Genomic DNA, 21,537 nt, shown 5'->3' with positions numbered 1-21,537 from the left:
TAATCAGCGGATAAACGATAAATAAAACCATTTTTCCAGGAGATTCACTTTATACGGAAGACAGAATTACAGTCGTGAATGTAGCTGTTCGGTTACATAAATGTAACGCTACCGTCAGCCATTTTCACCCTCAATGACCCTGCATAATAAAACCGGAGATTCCATGAATAAGAAGGTGTTCACCCTGCCCGCTGTCATCGCTGGCATGTTATTTGGTGCCGCGGCGCACGCAGCAGATACCCGTATCGGCGTGACGATTTACAAATATGACGACAACTTTATGTCGGTGGTGCGTAAGGCAATCGAGAAAGACAGTAAATCAGCGCCGGATGTTCAACTGTTAATGAATGACTCGCAAAACGACCAGTCCAAGCAAAACGATCAGATTGATGTCCTGCTGGCAAAAGGCGTGAAAGCGCTGGCGATTAACCTGGTGGATCCGGCGGCAGCGGGGACGATTATTGATAAAGCACGGAGCCAGAACGTTCCGGTAGTGTTTTTTAACAAAGAGCCTTCCCGTAAAGCGCTGGATAGCTATGACAAAGCCTATTATGTCGGTACCGATTCAAAAGAGTCGGGGATTATCCAGGGCGATCTGATTGCGAAACACTGGAAAGCGAATCCGAACTGGGATCTGAACAAAGATGGCAAGATTCAGTTTGTCCTGCTGAAAGGCGAGCCGGGACATCCGGATGCTGAAGCGCGTACCACCTATGTGATTAAGGAACTGCACGATAAAGGCTTCCAGACTCAGCAGCTGGCATTAGATACCGCAATGTGGGATACCGCTCAGGCGAAAGACAAAATGGATGCCTGGCTGTCTGGCCCGAATGCCAACAAAATTGAAGTCGTTATTTCCAACAACGATGCGATGGCGATGGGCGCGGTAGAAGCGCTGAAGGCCCACAATAAGAGCAGTATTCCGGTATTTGGCGTCGATGCCCTGCCCGAAGCGCTGGCGCTGGTAAAATCTGGCGCAATGGCCGGTACAGTACTGAATGATGCGAATAATCAGGCGAAAGCCACCTTCGATCTGGCGAAAAACCTGGCGGAAGGCAAAGAGCCGGCAGCCGGTACTCACTGGAAAATTGACAATAAGATCGTCCGCGTACCCTATGTGGGGGTTGATAAAGACAATCTGAGCCAATTTATCGGAAAGTAACCTCTTAATAAGCTGCGGGCGTACATAGAGTACGCCCGATTATTCTGATACCGTATCCAACCCTTTCCGATGTTAATACATTGTTCAGGGGATGTACGCACGCAGCCAGGTACAACTATGGTCAGCAATAATAGCGAACAGTCAGGTGAATATTTGTTGGAAATGCGAAATATCAACAAATCGTTTCCTGGCGTTAAGGCGCTCGATAATGTGAACCTCAAGGTTCGTCCCCACTCGATTCATGCATTAATGGGGGAGAACGGCGCGGGAAAATCAACATTATTAAAATGCCTTTTTGGAATCTATCAAAAAGATTCTGGCAGTATTCTATTTCAGGGAAAAGAGATCGATTTCCATTCGGCAAAAGAGGCCCTGGAAAACGGTATTTCAATGGTTCATCAGGAATTAAATCTGGTATTACAGCGGTCGGTGATGGACAACATGTGGCTGGGACGTTATCCCGTTAAGGGCATGTTTGTCGATCAGGAAAAAATGTATCGTGATACCCGTGCGATTTTTGATGAACTGGATATTGATATCGACCCGCGCGCCCGCGTCGGGACATTATCGGTATCACAAATGCAGATGATTGAAATTGCGAAGGCGTTTTCTTATAACGCGAAAATCGTGATTATGGATGAGCCCACCTCATCGTTGACCGAAAAAGAAGTCAATCATCTGTTTAAGATTATCCGTAAGCTGAAAGCGCGCGGCTGCGGTATTGTTTATATTTCCCACAAAATGGAAGAGATTTTTCAGCTGTGTGATGACATTACCGTTCTGCGCGATGGTCAGTGGATTGCGACCCAGCCACTGGAAGGGCTGGATATGGATAAAATCATCGCTATGATGGTGGGGCGTTCTTTGAATCAGCGTTTCCCGAACCGGGAGAACACGCCGGGCGAGGTGATTCTTGAGGTCCGTAATTTGACTTCACTACGTCAGCCGTCAATTCGCGATGTCTCTTTCGATCTGCATAAAGGCGAAATTCTGGGTATTGCCGGGCTGGTTGGCGCGAAGCGTACCGATATTGTTGAAACCTTATTTGGTATTCGTGAAAAGGTTAATGGAACAATAACGCTGCACGGTAACAAGATTAATAATCATAGTGCCAATGAGGCCATCAACCATGGCTTTGCGCTGGTGACTGAAGAACGCCGCTCGACAGGGATCTATGCGTATCTGGATATCGGTTTTAACTCGCTGATCTCCAATATTAAGAATTACAGGAATAAGGTCGGGTTGCTGGATAATTCGCGCATGAAAAGCGATACCCAATGGGTCATTGATTCCATGCGTGTGAAAACCCCAGGACAGCGCACGCAAATTGGGTCGTTGTCCGGTGGTAATCAACAAAAAGTCATCATCGGGCGCTGGCTATTAACCCAGCCGGAAATTCTGATGCTTGATGAACCCACCCGTGGAATTGATGTCGGGGCCAAGTTCGAAATTTATCAATTAATGGCGGAACTGGCGAAAAAAGGCAAAGGGATCATTATTATTTCCTCTGAAATGCCGGAGTTGCTGGGGATTACCGACCGTATTCTGGTGATGAGCAATGGTCTTGTCGCCGGAATTGTTGAGACGAAAACCACCACGCAGAACGAAATTCTTCGTCTTGCGTCGTTGCACCTTTAAGATCAGGGGCTCCTTATGAGTGCGTTAAATAAAAAGAGTATTCTCACTTATCTGAAAGAGGGTGGGATTTATGTGGTTCTTTTTGTGTTGCTGGCAATTATTATTTTCCAGGATCCGACTTTCTTAAGTTTGCTGAATTTAAGTAATATTCTGACTCAGTCTTCGGTGCGTATTATTATCGCTCTGGGGGTGGCTGGCCTTATCGTCACCCAGGGGACTGACCTTTCCGCCGGGCGTCAGGTTGGTCTGGCGGCGGTTATCGCCGCCACGATGCTTCAGGCAGTGGATAATGCCAACAAGGTGTTCCCGGATATGGCAACGATGCCGATTCCGCTGGTGATCCTGCTGGTCTGTGCGGTTGGCGCGGTGATTGGGCTTATCAACGGAATTATCATCGCCTATCTCAACGTGACGCCGTTTATCACCACCCTCGGCACAATGATCATCGTTTACGGTATCAACTCGCTGTATTATGACTTTGTTGGCGCGTCGCCGATTTCCGGCTTCGACAGCCACTTCTCGCATTTTACTCAGGGGTTTGTGTCGCTGGGGTCATTTCGCCTGTCGTATATCACCTTTTATGCGCTGATTGCCGTTTTCTTCGTCTGGATCCTGTGGAATAAGACCCGTTTTGGTAAAAACATCTTTGCTATTGGCGGCAACCCGGAGGCGGCGAAGGTTTCCGGCGTCAACGTTGGTCTGAACCTGCTGCTGATTTATGCGCTGTCCGGTGTGTTCTATGCCTTCGGTGGGCTGCTGGAAGCAGGGCGTATCGGTTCGGCGACCAACAACCTTGGCTTTATGTATGAGCTGGATGCGATTGCAGCCTGCGTGGTGGGAGGCGTGTCGTTTAGCGGCGGGGTAGGTACGGTATTGGGCGTGGTGACCGGGGTGATTATCTTTACCGTTATTAACTACGGCCTGACCTATATCGGCGTGAATCCATACTGGCAGTACATTATCAAAGGGGCGATTATTATCTTCGCCGTGGCGCTGGACTCTCTGAAGTACGCGCGCAAGAAGTAAAGGCCACGCGCTCAGGCAGACGTTGGTTAAGACGTCTGCCTGGACTGGAGAGGGCGGCAAATCACTTCTCTTTTTTCTGTAGCTCCAGCAACTGCTGCGGCGTCACTGCGGGATAGGACTGCGCACCGTCCGGGACTTCCTGCGGTGAGGGAATCGGAATTAGCGGGCCTAAAAAGCGGGGTTCGCGTTTGAAAATATAGAGATCGGCGAGCGCGCCAAAGCGTGCGCCGAACTCGCGCAGGCGTACGCTCCACATATCCTTGGGTGACGGCACCGCATAGCACTGTGCCTGAATCCCCATATGCAGGGCGATAAATAACGCCCGCTCGCAGTGAAAGCGCTGGGTGATAATAATAAAGTCGTTAGTATCGAAAACTTTACGGGTACGAACTATCGAATCGAGCGTGCGGAAACCGGCATAATCCAGCACAATATCCGCCGGATCGACACCAGCTTTAATCAAATCGCGGCGCATGGTCATCGGCTCATTATAACTATGCAAGGCGTTATCGCCGCTTAGCAACAGATAGTTCACTTTGCCGCTGTTATAGGCGTTCAGCGCGCCCTGAATCCGATAACGATAATATTGATTGATGACGCCGGTACGGTAGTACTTGGCGGTGCCAAGAACCACACCCACCTGGCGGTAGGGCAGATCCTGCAGTTCGTCGTAGATATAGGGCGATGTCTTCCAGCTCATCCAGCGGTCAAGACCCAGCACGGTTAACAGCAGTAAGCCGAACAGGACTAACAGGCTGTATAACGCACGCTTTAACATGAACCTGGCTCAATAGTGGCAGAGGGAGACTTCAGGCTACTTTACCCGTCGGGCAAGCGCAAGAAACCGTCGTTTAATTGCGGGGATTTTCAACAATACGGGCCGCCTGACCCGCACTGTGTGATTAACTTAACAGTATGCGATCGATATGATGACAGCCCAGCGCCTTCAATGTCGCCGCGGTGGCATCCCACTGAATCAAGGCCGCATCGCCTTTCTCGGCGAGAATGGCGCGCTGAATATCCGGGTAGTCGTAGCCATTAAGGCTCAGCAGATTTAGCGCCCCCTGCAATGGAGGTAGCGTGGGGTTAAAAGCGGCGTTCTCGGCATAGCTGCCGGTAAATATCGTACCGTCCGTGAGCGCCAGCGCCACGCCGGAGGGCGAGTGGCTGTAAGGCATATGGCTACGGTTTGCTGCCTGAATGGCCGCCTGAGCCAGCGCGTCGCCGCGGAGCGGGAAGCCATGATCCTGCTCATCCATCAGCAGCGTTTTTATTTGTAGGTCTTGCGGGCCGAACGCGTCCGGCAGATAGTGCCGGAGCGAATGCGCTTCGCGACCGGGCAGATGGATACGCAGCGCCAGTCCGCTGTTCAGTTCATTCATAAACTGACGGCAGTGGCCGCAAGGGGTGTAGTTGACGGTAATGGCCCGTAGTGATTTTTCCCCGCGCAGCCAGGCATGACTGATGGCGCTTTGCTCGGCGTGCACGGTCTGCTGCATGGTGGCGCCGAGAAATTCCATATTGCCGCCAAAATACCAGGTTCCGCTGATACCGCGGGCAATCGCGCCGACGTTGAAATGGGAGAGATCGGCACGGGCGCAGGCCGCCGCCAGCGGCAGCAGCGCAAAGGCCAGCGCGTCTTCGTCCAGACCCGTCGCACTTTGCAATTCCGCGACCTGCCCCGCGTTTAACAGAGCAGGAAAATGCGGATCGGCCAGCATCGGGGAAATGGCCGCTTGCAGGTCCGCCGCCAGTTGCGGAAGAGCATCTTGAAAACGTGGATGCATGGCGTTGCCTCATAACAATGTAATGAGAATTCAGTGTACGGGGGGTGTTTATCTCTACATGTGATTAATATCTCATTTTTAGTGTAATTATTTTATGTTGCATTTATAAATGTGATAAAAGTCACGTTTATCCCACTATTGCCAGAATAAGCGGAAATAAAAACGGCGCGATCAGCGAAGTGATAATCCCGCATAACACCAGTGCCAGTGAGCTGAATGCCCCCTCCTGATAGTCGAGTTCCGCACAGCGCGCGGTCCCCAGGGCGTGGGAAGCCGTGCCCATCGACAGCCCGCGTGAGGCTTTAGTGCGGATACGCATTAAATTCAGTAGCGTATGGCCGAAGACCGCGCCGAGAATGCCGACGAAAATAACGCAGACCGCGCTGATTGCCGGAATACCGCCAATACTGCTGCTTACCGCCATGGCAATCGGCGTCGTCACCGATTTTGGCAGAATGGAGGCGGCAATCTGCGGCGTCGCGCCCATCAGCAGCGCCACGGTCGTTCCGGTAACCATGGCTACCACGCTGCCAATAAAGCAGATGGTGATAATGGATTTCCAGCGCGCGCGGATCTGGTGCAATTGCTCATAAAGAGGAAAAGCCAGCGCGACGACTGCCGGTTGCAGCAGGTCATTGAGAATTTTGCTGCCCTGAAAATAGCGCTGATAAGAAATGCCGGTTACCAGTAGAAAGGGGATCAGCACCACCATCGCTACCAGTAGTGGGTTGAGCAGGGGAAATTTAAACCGTGCCGCCAGCTTGCGGGCAAGAAAAAAGACGACCAGGGTCAGCGGCAGCGACCACCAAATTTCATGGATCATTTTTCAGTTCCTTTTTGCCCAACCACTTTGCGTTCCCCGTGAACCAGATGTGAGCTCCAGCTAACCACTAAAAAGACCAGCAGCGTGCTTATCGCACAGGAGACCACCACCGGGCCTAACTGCGCCCGCAGCAGATCCCAGTATTGCATGACGCCCACGCCGATAGGCACAAACAGCAGCGCCATATAGCGAATCAGGATATTGCAGCCCGGGTTAACCCACTGCGGCGGCATGATTTGCAGCGCCAGCAGACAGAACAAAATCAACATGCCAATAATGCTGCCGGGAATGGTAATGGGCAGCAGTGAGGCGATAAAAATACCGGCATACAAACAGGCATAGATCAACACGAAAGCGCGCAGATACTGCCAGACAATATTCAGTGACTTACTCATGGTAATAACCCTTGATGAACCACATTCATCATACAATTAAACCTGAAAATGTGCTACCGATCACATCATGAATTCTCCGCATACCTGAGACAGCGATCGGGAACAATAAACCGTCCGTCTGTCAGAGTGATGATTGCAGGGACAGAAAGTGGGGAAATCGGCTCAGCGCCAGCAACGATACTCACTTTTCCCCTCGCCCCAACGCTACCTTTTTGTTAAAGGCGCGGCAAATTGAGCATAGCCTGCTGGCGACGCATTGCTGACCATCTCATACGTTCACGCCAGGCGCCGATGTGTCGTCCGTTCAGGCGTAATGCGTGGTATGGGGGAGAAAACGCACCTCGCCTCTTTTAACCCGTATCCGGAGACGCTACCATAGCGCCTCTTTTTTCCGGGCAATGATAAACTATGCGTGTATTACTGGCGCCGATGGAAGGCGTACTCGATTCGCTGGTGCGCGAGTTGCTGACCGACGTGAATGATTATGATCTCTGCATCACCGAGTTTTTGCGTGTGGTGGATCAACTTTTGCCGGTAAAATCGTTCTATAAACTGTGCCCGGAGCTGCGCAATAATAGCCTGACGCCATCCGGTACCCGCGTGCGCGTGCAACTGCTTGGACAGTCTCCCCAGTGGCTGGCGGAAAACGCCGCCCGTGCGGTTGAACTCGGTTCCTGGGGTGTCGATCTTAACTGCGGTTGCCCCTCAAAGCTGGTGAACGGCAGCGGCGGCGGCGCGACGTTGCTCAAAGATCCTGAACTCATCTATCGCGGCGCGAAGGCGATGCGTGAGGCGGTTCCGGCGCATTTACCGGTCACGGTGAAAGTGCGTCTGGGATGGGACAGCAGCGAGCGGCGTTTTGAAATCGCCGATGCGGTTCAGCAGGCGGGGGCCAGTGAGCTGGTCGTGCATGGTCGAACCAAAGAAGAGGGTTATAAAGCGGAGTGTATTAACTGGCGGGCGATCGGTGAAATTCGCCAGCGTCTGGCTATCCCGGTGGTGGCCAACGGCGAGATCCGGGACTGGCAAAGCGCCAGGGATTGCCTCACGGCGACCGGCTGCGAGGCGATCATGATTGGCCGCGGCGCGTTGAACGTACCAAACTTAAGCCGGGTAATAAAATACAACGAACCGCGAATGCCCTGGCCCCAGGTGGTTGAACTGCTGCAAAAATATACCCGCCTGGAGAAGCAGGGCGATACCGGTCTTTATCATGTCGCGCGTATCAAACAGTGGCTGAGCTATTTGCGTAAAGAATACTCTGAAGCGTCAGCGCTTTTCAGTGCGGTGCGTACCCTGCAGGACTCATCGAGCATAGCGCGTACAATTAACGGCTGGCGGAACAAAACTATCTGACCTTCATCACATTTTTCGGTTTGCCCCGTTGAGTTTATCCGACGGGCAGTGAAATACTGACGACCGATTGTTACTGCTTCGGCAGGCAAAACCTGATTCCTGGCTTCTGTCGGGGTCAGGTTTTTTTGTTTTTGGGGTTCATATGCAAATCGCCAAAGTACTTAATAATAATGTAGTGGTGGTTGTAGATGAGCAGCAGCGCGAACAGGTGGTCATGGGCCGAGGACTTGCCTTTCAAAAACGCGTTGGTGACTCTCTGGATGAAAGCAAAATTGAAAAGGTCTTCGCGCTGCAGAGCGATGAACTGGTTGGCCGTTTAGGCGAGTTACTCAGTCAGATACCATTAGATGTGATCACCACCTGCGATCGAATTATCGATCTGGCGCGTGATCGTCTCGGTAAATTACAGGACAGTTTATACATTACTCTGACCGATCACTGCCACTTTGCGATTGAGCGGCAGAAGAAGGGTGTGGCGCTGCGTAATGTGTTGCTGTGGGAAATTAAACGGCTGTACCCGAAGGAGTTTGCACTGGGGCAAGAAGCCCGGGCGATTATCGCCAAAAGGCTCGGGGTTGAACTTGCAGAAGATGAAGCCGGGTTTATCGCCCTGCATCTGGTGACAGCACAGCTCAACAGCGAAATGCCGGAGGTGATGCACGTCACCCGCGTAATGCAGGAAATTCTGCAACTGGTGAAATATCAACTGACGCTGAATTATGACGAAGAGTCGTTGAGTTATCAGCGGTTTGTGACTCATCTCAAGTTTTTCGCCCAGCGCATGCTGACGCGGACGGTTGTCGAAGATGATGATGTGACGCTGCACAGCGCCGTAAAGGATAACTACCCTAAAGCGTGGAAGTGTGCGGAAACGGTCGCCCTGCATCTGCAAAAAAGCTATCAGCGACGGCTAACCACGGAAGAAATTATGTTTCTCGCGATTCATATTGAACGCGTGAGAAAAGAGGGACGCTAAGCGCTGAACAGGCCTGGCCTTCCTGATTAAAACGGGATTGTTACTGCATGATGCAGGCAAAACCTGAGCGCAACGCTAACCCGGCGTTGTTCTCGGGTTTTTTTTATTTCTCATACTCAGTTAACGATGCCTGCGGGCAGCAGAAGTAAGGAAAACAGCATGGAATATAAAGCACTCGCGCAGGATATTCTCCGCCGGGTTGGCGGCAAAGAAAATATAGTGAGTCTGGTTCACTGTGCGACACGACTGCGTTTTAAACTTCAGGATAATAACAAAGCCGATGCCGAAGGGTTAAAGACGAATCCCGGTGTTATTATGGTTGTGGAAAGCGGCGGTCAGTTTCAGGTCGTGATCGGTAATCATGTCCATGATGTCTGGCTGGCTGTGCGTAGCGAAGCGGGCCTGACCGATGAAAGCCAGCCTGTTGCTCAAAAAGGGGAGAAAACCTCTCTGCTTGGGCAGCTTATTGATATTGTCTCCGGTATTTTCACGCCGTTTATTGGCGTACTTGCCGCCACGGGTTTACTCAAAGGCTTTCTGGCGCTGGCGGTCGTTTGCGGTTGGCTCAGCGTTGATCACGCCACCTATAAAATCTGGTTTGCCGCCAGCGACGCGCTGTTCTTCTTCTTCCCGCTTTTTCTCGGCTATACCTCAGGGGTGAAATTCGGCGGCAATCCGTTTATCACCATGGCGATTGGCGGCGCGTTAACGCACCCGCTGATGATTAAGGCTTTTGAAGCCGCGCAGGCGCCGGGTGCGCCGGTAGAGCATTTTATTGGTATTCCGGTCACGTTTATTAACTACAGCTCGTCGGTGATCCCGATTATTCTCGCCTCCTGGGTGAGCTGCTGGCTTGAGCGTAGAAGCAACGCGTTGCTGCCGTCGTCCATGAAAAATTTCTTCACGCCAGCGATTTGCCTGGGCATCGTCGTTCCCCTGACCTTTCTGGTGATTGGCCCGGTTGCCACCTGGCTAAGTCAACTGCTGGCGCAGGGATACCAGATTGTATACGCCGTCGCGCCCTGGCTGGCTGGCGCGGCGATGGGCGCGCTGTGGCAGGTGTGCGTGATTTTCGGCCTGCACTGGGGACTGGTGCCGCTGATGTTCAATAATCTGGCGGTTCTGGGCCACGATACCATGGGGCCGATGGTGTTGCCGGCGGTGATGGGGCAGGTGGGGGCGGTATTGGGTATTTTCCTGCGGACTCGCGATATGCGACAGAAAGTGATGGCTGGCTCGGCTTTTTCCGCCGGGATTTTCGGCATCACCGAACCGGCGATTTATGGCCTGACGCTGCCGCTGCGCCGTCCGTTTATTTTTGGCTGTGTAGGCGGGGCGATTGGCGGGGCGATTAGCGCATTCTTTAATACCAGCGTTTACTCCTTCGGTTTCCCGAACATCTTTTATCCTGCGCTGATGATCCCCCCTGGTGGTATCGATGCCAGCGTATGGGGCGGGGTCGTGGGTATGGCTGTGGCGCTGGTTCTCGCCTGCGTGATGACCCTCATCGCCGGCATGCCGCGGAGAACTGCGGAGCAGGCCGCGACGCCGGTCGCAGTCGCCACAGAAGACGACATTCTGGCACCGATGACCGGCAGCGTTTTGCCTCTGGACAAGGTACCAGATAGCACCTTTGCCAGCGGTTTGCTTGGCCAGGGGGTGGCGATTATTCCATCCGAAGGTAAGGTTATCGCGCCGTTCTCAGGTGAAGTGGCCTCAATTTTCCAGACCAAACATGCTATCGGCCTGCTAAGCGACAGCGGTATTGAACTGCTTATCCATGTCGGGATCGATACGGTTAAGCTCGATGGCGTGCCGTTCACCGCCCATGTTAAAGAGGGCGACAAAATAAAAGCGGGCGATCTATTACTGGAGTTTGACCGCAAGGCTATTCTGGACGCCGGCTATGATCTGGCGACCCCTGTCATTATCAGCAACAGTGGCGATTATCGCGCCCTGGATATTGTCTCCGCCAGCACGGTGGAAGCCGGTCAGCCGCTGTTGTCAGTAACCCACTAATTAAGGAGAGAGATGAATGAAGACATTCCCGCAGGCGTTTTTATGGGGCGGCGCAACCGCGGCAAATCAGGTGGAAGGCGCTTATCTGGAAGAGGGGAAAGGATTGACCACCTCAGACGTTCAACCGCGCGGCATATTTGGCGATGTGGTGGAACGCGTGCCGGGTGACAGCGGTATTAAAGATGTCGCCATCGATTTTTACCATCGTTATCCGGAAGATATCAGCCTGTTTGCCGAAATGGGCTTTAATTGCCTGCGCGTGTCCATTGCCTGGGCGCGTATTTTCCCCAACGGTGATGATGCGCAGCCAAACGAAGCCGGGCTGGCCTTTTACGATAAGCTTTTTGATGAAATGGCGCAGCATAACATCACGCCGCTGGTGACGCTGTCGCACTACGAGATGCCCTGGGCGCTGGTGAAAAAGTACGGCGGCTGGGGCAACCGTAAAGTGATTGGTTTCTTCGAGCGCTATGCCCGGACGGTGTTTGCGCGTTACCAGGCGAAGGTCAAACTGTGGCTGACGTTTAACGAAATCAATATGTCCCTGCATGCGCCGCTAACCGGGGTTGGTTTGCCGTCTGACAGCAGCAAAGCCGAAGTATATCAGGCCATTCACCATCAACTGGTGGCGAGCGCGCTGGCGACTAAAGCCTGCCATGAGATCGTGGCGGAAGGTAAAATCGGCAATATGCTGCTTGGCGGGCTGATGTACCCGCTCAGTTGTAAACCGGAGGATATTTTTGAGACCCTGCAGCAGAACCGCAGCTGGCAGTTCTTCGGTGATGTACAGTGTCGGGGCGCGTACCCGGGCTATATGCTGCGTTATTTCCGCGACAACGGTATCAGCATTGAGATCACCGATGCCGATCGCGCAGCCCTGAAAGAGACCGTCGATTTTATCTCTTTTAGCTACTATATGACGGGTTGCGTAACCGCCGACGAAGAACTGAACAAGCAAGCGCGCGGTAACATCCTCAGCATGGTGCCGAACCCGCATCTGGCAAGCTCCGAGTGGGGGTGGCAAATTGACCCGCTGGGCCTGCGCACGTTGTTGAACGTGTTGTGGGACCGCTATCAGAAGCCGCTGTTTATTGTTGAAAACGGGTTGGGCGCGAAAGACAAAGTGGAAGCCGACGGCAGCATTAACGATGACTACCGTATCAGCTATCTTAATGACCATCTGGTGCAGGTACGCGAGGCGATTGAAGATGGCGTTGAGCTGATGGGCTACACCAGTTGGGGGCCAATTGATCTGGTGAGCGCGTCGAAGGCGGAGATGTCCAAACGCTACGGCTTCATCTATGTCGATCGCGATGATCAGGGCAACGGCACTCTGGCGCGCAGCCGGAAGAAAAGCTTCTACTGGTATAAAGAGGTCATTGCCAGTAACGGCGGCAGCTTAAAAGAGTAACGGCCTGATGGCCCGGATAATCTCCGGGCTACCTGTTGGCGCGGCGTTGCGGTCAGAGTAAGGCGTTGACTCCATGACCCGGGAAACGCTTCACTTCTCCTTCTTCGCCTCGCGGCGCTTCAGCCACCCGTGCGCCGCCAGGACCAGTACGACGATCAGAATCAGCCAAATCCAGTGTTTCAGATGCGCATCGAGATGATGCAGCCACGGGCCAATGGCTTCGCCGCCAAGATATCCCAGGGTGGTGAAGATCAGCGCCCATATCATCGCGCCGAGAATATTCAGCGGCAGAAACAGCTTTGGTGGCAGGCGACTGGCGCCAATCAGTAGCGGCCCGATTACGCGAAAGCCGTACATAAAACGCGTGCCAATCACAAACAGATAAGGGCGTCGTTGGATCATGCGCTGTGCCCGGCGGATCCGCGCTTTCTGGCGCGAAAAGCGCCGGAGAATCCGGCCACCGAAGCGTCGGCCAAGAAAATAAAGCACCTGATCGCCAAGCATGCCGCCAAAAGCGACCGAGATCACCACCAGCCAGAACTTCAGTAATCCCTGATGTGCCGCCACGCCGCCGAGCAGGGTGATGGTTTCGCCTTCCGCCATGCTGCCGATGACCAGCGCCGCGTAGCCGTATTGGGAAATCAGGTGATTGATATCCATATAAAGATAAACTCCTTAAATCGTCAGTCCCTTAATCATACACCCTGATGATTAAAATGCGGGGAAGCGTCATGCTGATTGGTTAAGCGAGTCATCGGTTGTGTCATTGGCCAGCGGGAATCGTTTTTTCGGTGGTTTTAGCGAACGGCCTGATGGGGTGACAGGACTGACGGTATCGTCGGTTTTTTATGAGCTACAGCGCCGGGAGAGTAACAGATTGATTGTTGGCTCACCGCAAGGGGGTTGGGCGCATCAAGGAAACCTGGCGGGAACGCAGGCGCGCATCCAGGACTGGCCGCTAGGACGGCGGCCAGAGGGCGGGTCGAGACAGGACAAAATTGCCTGGAGCAATTTTGAACAGCGCTTGCGCTGGCCCTGAAAGGGCGAGTCCCGCCCGGTCCGCCAGATGAAGCCGGAGTGGAGCGCACCGCGAAGCGGCAGGTTTCCAGCGCAATGCCGGGGGTGCAGGGGGACGGGCGAAACGTCCCCTTGCTCGTTCACACGCAAGGGTCAGAAAAACTATCTGCGTATTCACAGTGAACGGAACAGCCCACTGAACCAGAATGTGGGGGGTAGCATTGCGCTCAACGGGGAGATAACAGGCCGGTTTTCGCTACCATACCCGCATTCTTGTCAGGTGGCGGCTAGCGCCTTACCTGACCTGGAACCCCATAAATACAGGCCCTGCGCCACGGGTTCCGTTCACCGTAATCCCGCAGAAAATGGATGACTGTCGCCCGTGAACGGGTAAAGGGGGAGAAAACCGTCTCCCCCTTTACAATCCCCGCGGTCCCGCAAAGAAACCGGTGCTGCGCACTGCGCTCACCTCCCGACCCTCAGCCTGCGGTCGGCTCAACTCGACGGCCTGTCTCGATTCGCCTCTGGCCGCCATCCCTGGCGTCCAGCCCTTGTCTTCGGGTCTCCGGTTCGCCGGTTTCAGCGGGCACCAGGGCATCGCTGTGGGTTTTGTGCTTTCAGCAGCGTATTCGTCGCTGTTCGTTTTTTCAGGGGAGGTTCTGTGTTTTATCACCTTCAGCGGTCAGACAGTTGCAGGTTTCCAGCGCAATGCCGTTCACCGGCTACGGGGATGGCATATCTCTTCTACTGACGGTGAACGGAGCAACCTGCTGAATCACATGGGGGAAGTAAAAATGCGCCACTTTCACCTAAACCACCGTTTAACGAAACCGCTCAGCGTGCCATAAACACGTCTGCCCCCCCTTAACTGACCCGTATTACGGGGAAGCGCATTTTTATCGTTGTACATAAAATAATCTACAGAGTGAATTATACTGAAATGAGTGCTGTAACACGCCGTGACAAGGGGGACACAATGAACCATGTCTGGGGACTCTTCTCTCATCCAGGCCAGGAGATGAGGGTGATTAAAAGCGAAAACGAGACTATTTCGCATCACTATACGCACCATGTATTGCTTATGGCCGCGGTTCCGGTTATCTGCGCCTTTATTGGCACCACGCAGTTGGGCTGGAACTTCGGCGATGGCACGGTAATCAAACTGTCGCTGATGACCGGACTGGCGCTGGCGATACTGTTTTATGCCGTCATGCTGGTCGGGGTGGCGGTGATGGGGCGGGTTATCTGGTGGATGGCACGAAACTACCCGCAACGGCCTTCGCTTAAACGCTGCATGGTCTTCGCTGGGTATGTCGCCACGCCGATTTTCCTGAGCGGGATTGTGGCGCTTTATCCGCTGGTATGGCTTTGTGCGCTGGCAGGCACTATCGCACTGCTCTATACCGGCTATCTGTTGTATCTCGGTATTCCGACTTTCCTCGGGATTGATAAAGAAGAGGGGTTGAGCTTCGCCAGCTCTACCCTGGCGATTGGGGTACTGGTACTGGAAGTGCTGCTTGCCATCACCGTGCTTCTCTGGGGCTACGGATACCGACTCTTCTGATTAACTCATTGCCGGCATGAATAGATTTTTCTGCCGGCAATGCAGCATTTGTTCACGATTCTTATTAGCCAGCCAGCGTTCTGACAGGTTATGATAATTTTTGCCAGCGGCGTGACTACGCTGCGCCGCGGCGTACGTTTATAACGTGCAAAAATACTTTTCAGAATGTTCACGATGACCAGATTTCGCGTTTCTTTTCTCAGCCTGACGTTGCTGCTGGCTGCGCCTTTTGCGCCCCAGGCGATGGCCAAAACCTCCGCGGCAGTGACCGCGTCACAGCCGGAAATTGCTTCCGGTAGCGCGATGATCGTCGATCTCGCCAGTAAAAAAATCATCTATGCCAGCCATCCGGATCGGGTTCGCCCCATGGCGTCGATCACCAAGGTGATGACCGCGATGGTGGTGCTTGATGCCCATCAGCCGCTTGACGAGATGTTAACCGTCGATATTAGCCAGACGCCAGAAATGAAGGGCATTTATTCGCGCGTGCGCCTGAACAGCCAAATCAGCCGTCGTAATATGCTGCTGCTGGCGCTGATGTCGTCGGAAAACCGCGCCGCCGCCAGCCTGGCGCACTATTATCCCGGCGGTTACGCTGCGTTTATTCGTGCCATGAATGCCAAGGCGCAGGCGCTGGGGATGACCCATACCCGTTACGTCGAGCCTACCGGACTGTCAATTCATAACGTCTCTACCGCGCGCGATCTGACCAAACTGCTGATCGCCAGCGAGCAGTATCCGCTGATTGGTCAGCTAAGCACCACTAAAGAGGATATGGCGACCTTTTCTCATCCAACATACACGCTACCGTTTCGCAACACCAACCACCTGGTGTACCGCGATAACTGGAACATTCAGCTGACAAAAACCGGTTTCACTAATGCTGCGGGTCACTGTCTGATTATGCGTACGGTGATTAACCATCGCCCGGTGGCGCTGGTGGTGATGGATGCGTTCGGCAAATATACCCACTTTGCCGACGCCAGCCGCCTGCGGACGTGGGTTGAAACCGGGAAGGTGATGCCAGTGCCGGCTTCCGCGCTCAGCTATAAAAAGCAGCGTGAAGCGCAGATGGCCGATGCGATGCTGAAAGGCGGCGCGCAGACTGCGCAAAACGATTAATCAGAACGCTTCCCGGAAGCGGCGCCTGACGCGGCTTGTTCAGGCAGCCGCACCGGCGGGCCCCGCTGCTGATGTTACTCCGGCAGCGTCCAGTCGCCATCGCCGAGCGGGCGCTGCATGATTAATGTGTCCCGCCAGTCACCCATCTTGTAACCAACGCTGCGCAGCTGGCCCGCGATGCTAAAACCGAATTTTTTGTGGATGGCGATAGACCCGGCGTTGCTGTGCCCGTCGCCGATGATCGCCAGCATTTGTCGCCACGGCCCCTGTTCGCACTGCTCAATCAAACGGGAAAGCAGGGCGCTGCCGATACCGCGTCCGCCCATTCCCGCCTCGACGTAAATCGATTCCTCAAGGGTATAGCGATAGGCCGGACGCGGGCGATAAAAGGTGGCGTAGCTATAGCCGACAATGGTTCCGCGCCACAGGGCAACCAGCCACGGAAGCCCGTTATCGCGTACGTTTTTGATGCGTTTACGCATCTCATCGACGGTGGGAGGGATCTCCTCAAAAGAGGCGCGCCCATTAAGTACGTGCCAGACATACAGTGCGGCGATAGCATGAGCGTCATCGGGCAACGCTTCGCGGATCGTTAAGTCAGCTGCGTGTAATTTTTCCACAGTGGGCATTCTGGAGTTCCTGTAGCGAGATTGCCGGAGAGGGGATTTCTCCGGCGTGCAGCGTAATACAGAAGATGCGCGGCTGAACAGCCCCTTTTGCGGATTATTGCGGATCGATCGCGCGCGCGGCATTCTCCTGGGATTCACCCCAATACTTTTGCTTACTGGTTTTGCCAATACCCGGATTCATGCTGTTGGTTGGATCGTTTTCACGGTAGAAGCGTTTTAAACTTTCCTGCGCTTCATAGAGGTGACCCACGTTATGCTCCGCCGGATACTGGGCGCCACGCGCTTGCAGCAGAGCCAACATTTTTTCCTTCAGCGCGTGGGCATCAACGCCTTTTTTCACAATGTAATCCTGATGGAAAACGTGGCACATAAAGTGGCCGTAATAGAGCTTATAAACCAACTGACTGTCGATCTCGGCGGGAAGATGCTCAAACCATTCGGTATCGTTACGACGCAGCGCAATATCCAGCGCCAGAATATCCTCTACTTCATCCGCATGCACCGCCTGATAGCGGATTGCCGCGCCTGCGGCGGCGAAACGGTGCAGGAAGGCTTTACTGCCTTCTTCGGCGCTACAGACGAAGAAATCGCCATCGGCGTGCTGGAAATAGTCGCTGAGCCAGGTTTGCGCTTCCTCGATGCCGTCTCCCGCCATTTTCAGCAACAGATGGTGTTCGTATTTATCACGCCAGGTTTTCATTCGTTCAGGCAGATGCGTCGGGAAGACGTGCCCCAGTTTTTGCATAAAGCGATCGGTGAAGTGCGGCTTAAACAGCGGTACTTTCTCCAGCATCGCGTCGGTACGGCCTTTCAATGTGAAAAAGAACGGCATTTTATCGGTGCCGAGCTTGTCAATCATCAGAAAGGTATCTTTGCCGTACTGCTCGGCAATATCGTAAATATCGCGGTGCATATACTCGCCCGCCACCGGCAGATGGTTAAATTCAGCCAGAATATGGCGACGAATTTCGGTCAGTATGTCAGGCTGATTGGTGCCGATATAAAACACCTGCTGGCGTTTTTCCGCCGGGAAGGTATCCAGACGCACGGCGAACACCGCCAGTTTCCCGGCGCAGCCTGAGGATTCAAACAGGCGGTCCGGGTCGGCATTGTAGCGCGCGGGCGTATCGGCATTGACGTCGCGCACACGAGTGACGTAGTCATGATCGTGAGCGTGACGGCCATCGTGATGAACGTCGTCATCGTTAATCCGCTCATCGTCAAGACGGCTGAGGATCTGTTCTGGCGTAGAGCCAAGATCGATACCCAGATGGTTGACCAGACTGAGTTTGCCGTTTTCATCAATCCGGGCGAACAGGGACATTTCGGTATAGGCGGGGCCGCGCTGAACCAGTGAGCCGCCGGAATTGTTGCAGATCCCGCCAATTACCGATGCGCCGATGCATGAAGAACCAATTACCGAATGGGGTTCGCGACCCAATGGTTTCAGGGCTTTTTCCAGTGAATAGAGCGTAGTGCCGGGGTAAGCCAGTACCTGTTCACCTTTATCCAGCAGATGCAGTTTATCCAGACGCAGCGTGCTGATAATGACGATTTCCCGGTCATAATCATTACCGTTCGGGGTTGAGCCTTCAGTAAGGCCGGTATTCGCCGCCTGCATCAGGATGATTTTATCGGCCTCAACGCAGGCATTCAGTATGCGCCACAGTTCCAGTAGCGTACCGGGAAACACCACCGCCAGCGCGTCGCCCTGGCCGGAGCGGAATCCTTTGCGATAGCGCTGGGTTTTAGCCGGATCGGTCAACAGATGAGACGCGCCGACCAGTCGGGTGAGTTCAGCCAGAAAGGCGTTGTTATTTGTTGTCGCAGATGACATGTTCCACTCCTTGTGGTGGTACAAGATAATCACGAATAAAGCCATCCATTAGGGCTATTTTGTTTGTCATTCTGAACCAGAGCCGGGCTCAAAATGACGGCACGAATAACGCCTGCTGAATAGGCTATTAAGAATAGCGCTTTGTATGACAATTTGATGCATGAATGTTATGAAAAATCAGAGAAGCGTGCGCGCTTTCTACAGGCGCCTGGTTTATGTTTATGGCAAACTGCGGTTTTTGTTATCTTTTCGCCGAAATATTTGGCTGTAACAATAAGGGGTTAAAATGAAGTGGCTCTGTACTGTAGGCGTCGCGGTCGGTCTGACGCTGCAACCCGCGCTGGCGGATGAACTGTTCGGCAATCATCCCTTAACACCGCAGGCGCGGGATGCGTTTGTGACCAAACTGCTGGCGAAAATGACGGTGGATGAAAAAATCGGTCAGCTGCGCTTAATTAGCGTCGGGCCGGATAACCCGAAAGACGCTATCCGCGAAATGATCAAAGAGGGTCAGGTGGGGGCGATTTTTAACACCGTGACCCGCCATGATATCCGTATTATGCAGGACCAGGTGATGGCGCTCAGCCGCCTGAAAATTCCGCTGTTTTTCGCTTATGATGTGCTGCACGGCCAGCGTACCGTCTTTCCTATCAGCCTCGGTTTAGCCTCCTCGTTTGATCTTGATGCGGTTAAAACCGTCGGGCGGGTATCGGCGTATGAAGCCGCCGACGATGGCCTGAATATGACCTGGGCGCCGATGGTCGATGTTTCCCGCGATCCTCGCTGGGGACGGGTGTCGGAAGGCTTCGGGGAAGACACATATCTGACCACCGTGATGGGCAGGGCGATGGTGGAGTCGATGCAGGGGAAAAGTCCGGCGGATCGCTACTCAGTGATGACCAGCGTCAAGCACTTTGCCGCCTATGGCGCGGTCGAGGGCGGCAAAGAGTACAACACCGTCGACATGAGTCCGCAGCGCCTGTTCAACGACTATATGCCACCGTACAAAGCGGGGCTGGATGCGGGAAGCGGGGCGGTGATGGTGGCGCTTAACTCGCTCAACGGCACACCGGCGACTTCCGACGCCTGGCTGCTGAAAGATGTTTTGCGTGACCAGTGGGGCTTTAAGGGCATTACCGTTTCCGACCACGGGGCCATCAAAGAGCTGATCAAACACGGCGTGGCCTCCGATCCGCAAGACGCGGTACGTGTGGCGCTGAATGCTGGCATTAACATGAGCATGAGCGACGAGTACTACAGCAAATATCTGCCGGGGCTGGTGAAGTCCGGCAAGGTGACGATGGCGGAGCTGGACGACGCCACCCGCCATGTGCTGAATGTGAAATATGATATGGGCCTGTTTAACGACCCGTATAGCCACCTGGGGCCAAAAGGCTCCGACCCGCAGGATACTAACGCCGAAAGCCGTCTGCATCGCAAAGAAGCGCGTGAAGTGGCGCGCGAGAGTCTGGTGTTGCTGAAAAATCGTCTTGAGACGCTGCCGCTGAAAAAGTCGGGCACGATCGCGGTGGTGGGGCCGTTGGCTGACAGCAAGCGCGATATGATGGGCAGTTGGTCGGCGGCGGGCGTTGCCGATCAGTCAGTAACCGTGCTGACCGGCATGCGTAATGCGCTGGGCGATAAAGGCAAAATTATTTATGCCCGAGGCGCCAATATCACCAATGATAAAGGCATCGTCGACTTCCTCAATCTGTATGAGAAAGCGGTGCAGGTCGACCCGCGTTCGCCGCAGACGATGATCGACGAAGCGGTGGCGGCGGCGAAGCAGTCCGACGTGGTGGTCGCCGTGGTTGGCGAAGCGCAGGGCATGGCGCACGAAGCCTCCAGCCGCACCGACATCAGGCTACCGCAAAGCCAGCGCGATCTGATTAGCGCCCTGAAGGCCACCGGTAAGCCGTTAGTGCTGGTGCTGATGAACGGGCGTCCGCTGGCGCTGGTGAAAGAGGATCAACAGGCCGATGCGATCCTCGAAACCTGGTTTGCCGGTACAGAAGGCGGCAACGCCATTGCCGATGTGTTGTTCGGCGATTATAACCCGTCGGGCAAGCTGCCGATGTCCTTCCCTCGCTCGGTCGGGCAAATCCCCGTGTATTACAGTCATCTCAATACCGGTCGCCCGTATAATCCCGATAAACCGAACAAGTACACCTCGCGCTATTTTGATGAGGCTAACGGTCCGCTCTATCCGTTTGGTTACGGTCTGAGCTACACCACCTTTAAGGTTTCCGATGTCAGGATGTCGTCACCCACCATGCCGCGCAATGGCAGCGTTACCGCCAGCGTGCAGGTGACCAACACCGGTAAGCGCGAAGGGGCGACGGTGATTCAGCTCTATCTGCAGGATGTTACCGCGTCCATGAGCCGTCCGGTGAAAATGCTGCGCGGCTTTAAAAAGGTGATACTCAAGCCGGGCGAGACGCAAACCGTCAGCTTCCCGATTGACATCAATGCGCTGAAGTTCTGGAACCAGCAGATGAAGTACGATGCCGAGCCGGGCAAATTCAATGTGTTCGTCGGCGTTGATTCCGCTCGCGTTAAGCAGAGCGAATTTGAACTGCTGTAATTGCGCAGCCGGACGATAACGATGAGGCGGCTGCGTAAAGGCGTTAGCCGCCATCCGGCAGAAATAGCAGCAAGTATCGAATCCGGCTTTGTCATCACTCTCAGGGGGGGAATTAACCGACCTTTTCTTTTTCCGCGATGCCGCAAATGAACTACGCTTTTTCTTAATCTTCTGTTAATGGAGCGCGAATT

General features: G+C 53.9%; 16 protein-coding genes and 1 pseudogene. 10 read left to right on the top strand and 7 right to left on the bottom strand.

Translation table 11 applies throughout. The features are described from left to right. The first annotated feature begins 163 nt into the window (after positions 1-163). The 3 genes from mglB (at position 164) to mglC (ending at position 3,826) form a co-directional block, all read left to right on the top strand. A complete protein-coding gene (gene mglB / locus FE839_RS06290) occupies positions 164-1,162 on the top strand; it encodes a galactose/glucose ABC transporter substrate-binding protein MglB (protein WP_138359988.1) in 999 nt (332 codons plus the stop codon). A gap of 117 nt (positions 1,163-1,279) precedes the next feature. After that, on the top strand, positions 1,280-2,800 hold the full coding sequence (mglA, locus tag FE839_RS06285) for a galactose/methyl galactoside ABC transporter ATP-binding protein MglA (protein ID WP_138359987.1): 1,521 nt from the start codon (positions 1,280-1,282) through the stop codon (positions 2,798-2,800). A gap of 15 nt (positions 2,801-2,815) precedes the next feature. Further along, positions 2,816-3,826, top strand: a complete 1,011-nt coding sequence (gene mglC, locus FE839_RS06280) for a galactose/methyl galactoside ABC transporter permease MglC (RefSeq protein WP_138359986.1) — start codon at positions 2,816-2,818, stop codon at positions 3,824-3,826. A gap of 61 nt (positions 3,827-3,887) precedes the next feature. Here mglC and sanA read toward each other — a convergent pair whose 3' ends face one another. The 4 genes from sanA to FE839_RS06260 all read right to left on the bottom strand — a co-directional run bounded on the left by sanA (position 3,888) and on the right by FE839_RS06260 (position 6,831). Continuing rightward, positions 3,888-4,604, bottom strand: a complete 717-nt coding sequence (gene sanA / locus FE839_RS06275) for an outer membrane permeability protein SanA (protein ID WP_138359985.1) — start codon at positions 4,602-4,604, stop codon at positions 3,888-3,890. 124 nt (positions 4,605-4,728) lie between these two features. Continuing rightward, positions 4,729-5,613, bottom strand: coding sequence for a cytidine deaminase (cdd, locus tag FE839_RS06270; protein ID WP_138359984.1), 885 nt, complete (start codon positions 5,611-5,613; stop codon positions 4,729-4,731). A 127-nt stretch (positions 5,614-5,740) separates the two neighbouring features. Next, positions 5,741-6,436, bottom strand: a complete 696-nt coding sequence (locus FE839_RS06265) for a CidB/LrgB family autolysis modulator (RefSeq protein ID WP_138359983.1) — start codon at positions 6,434-6,436, stop codon at positions 5,741-5,743. Then, the gene (locus FE839_RS06260; RefSeq protein WP_138359982.1) at positions 6,433-6,831 is read right to left on the bottom strand and encodes a CidA/LrgA family protein; all 399 of its coding nucleotides are present in this window, start codon (positions 6,829-6,831) and stop codon (positions 6,433-6,435) included. Before FE839_RS06260 ends, FE839_RS06265 begins: the two co-directional genes overlap by 4 nt. A 408-nt stretch (positions 6,832-7,239) precedes the next feature. Here FE839_RS06260 and dusC point away from each other — a divergent pair, with 408 nt between their 5' ends. The 4 genes and pseudogenes from dusC (at position 7,240) to FE839_RS06240 (ending at position 12,593) form a co-directional block, all read left to right on the top strand. Next, entirely contained in the window at positions 7,240-8,187 is a 948-nt protein-coding gene (gene dusC, locus FE839_RS06255; RefSeq protein ID WP_138359981.1) for a tRNA dihydrouridine(16) synthase DusC, read from the top strand. A gap of 142 nt (positions 8,188-8,329) precedes the next feature. Further along, a complete protein-coding gene (bglG, locus tag FE839_RS06250) occupies positions 8,330-9,163 on the top strand; it encodes a transcriptional antiterminator BglG (RefSeq protein WP_138359980.1) in 834 nt (277 codons plus the stop codon). 47 nt (positions 9,164-9,210) lie between these two features. Then, positions 9,211-11,182 (top strand): annotated as a pseudogene (bglF, locus tag FE839_RS06245) (PTS beta-glucoside transporter subunit IIABC). A 16-nt stretch (positions 11,183-11,198) separates the two neighbouring features. Further along, a complete protein-coding gene (locus tag FE839_RS06240) occupies positions 11,199-12,593 on the top strand; it encodes a glycoside hydrolase family 1 protein (RefSeq protein ID WP_138359978.1) in 1,395 nt (464 codons plus the stop codon). 90 nt (positions 12,594-12,683) lie between these two features. On the opposite strand, the gene FE839_RS06235 is transcribed toward FE839_RS06240, so the two are convergent. Next, positions 12,684-13,253 carry a DedA family protein gene (locus FE839_RS06235; RefSeq protein WP_138359977.1) on the bottom strand — a complete coding sequence of 190 codons (570 nt, stop codon included), beginning with the start codon at positions 13,251-13,253 and terminating at the stop codon, positions 12,684-12,686. A 1,333-nt stretch (positions 13,254-14,586) separates the two neighbouring features. On the opposite strand from FE839_RS06235, the gene FE839_RS06230 reads away from it, so the two are divergent. Beyond that, on the top strand, positions 14,587-15,174 hold the full coding sequence (locus FE839_RS06230) for a Yip1 family protein (protein WP_138359976.1): 588 nt from the start codon (positions 14,587-14,589) through the stop codon (positions 15,172-15,174). A 174-nt stretch (positions 15,175-15,348) separates the two neighbouring features. After that, positions 15,349-16,296, top strand: coding sequence for a D-alanyl-D-alanine endopeptidase (gene pbpG, locus FE839_RS06225; RefSeq protein ID WP_138359975.1), 948 nt, complete (start codon positions 15,349-15,351; stop codon positions 16,294-16,296). 74 nt (positions 16,297-16,370) lie between these two features. Here pbpG and FE839_RS06220 read toward each other — a convergent pair whose 3' ends face one another. Further along, on the bottom strand, positions 16,371-16,925 hold the full coding sequence (locus FE839_RS06220; RefSeq protein ID WP_138359974.1) for a GNAT family N-acetyltransferase: 555 nt from the start codon (positions 16,923-16,925) through the stop codon (positions 16,371-16,373). A gap of 94 nt (positions 16,926-17,019) precedes the next feature. Further along, positions 17,020-18,762: a D-lactate dehydrogenase gene (gene dld, locus FE839_RS06215; RefSeq protein WP_138359973.1), complete on the bottom strand. Its 1,743-nt coding sequence runs from the start codon at positions 18,760-18,762 to the stop codon at positions 17,020-17,022. Positions 18,763-19,048: 286 nt separating this feature from the next. On the opposite strand from dld, the gene bglX reads away from it, so the two are divergent. Beyond that, a complete protein-coding gene (gene bglX, locus FE839_RS06210; RefSeq protein WP_138359972.1) occupies positions 19,049-21,346 on the top strand; it encodes a beta-glucosidase BglX in 2,298 nt (765 codons plus the stop codon). Positions 21,347-21,537: the final 191 nt, after the last annotated feature.

Origin of the sequence: Klebsiella indica (assembly GCF_005860775.1) — a bacterium.
GTDB lineage: Bacteria > Pseudomonadota > Gammaproteobacteria > Enterobacterales > Enterobacteriaceae > Klebsiella > Klebsiella indica.
Note: the sequence above shows the minus strand (reverse complement) of the source record. Positions and strands in the feature narration are given on the sequence as shown.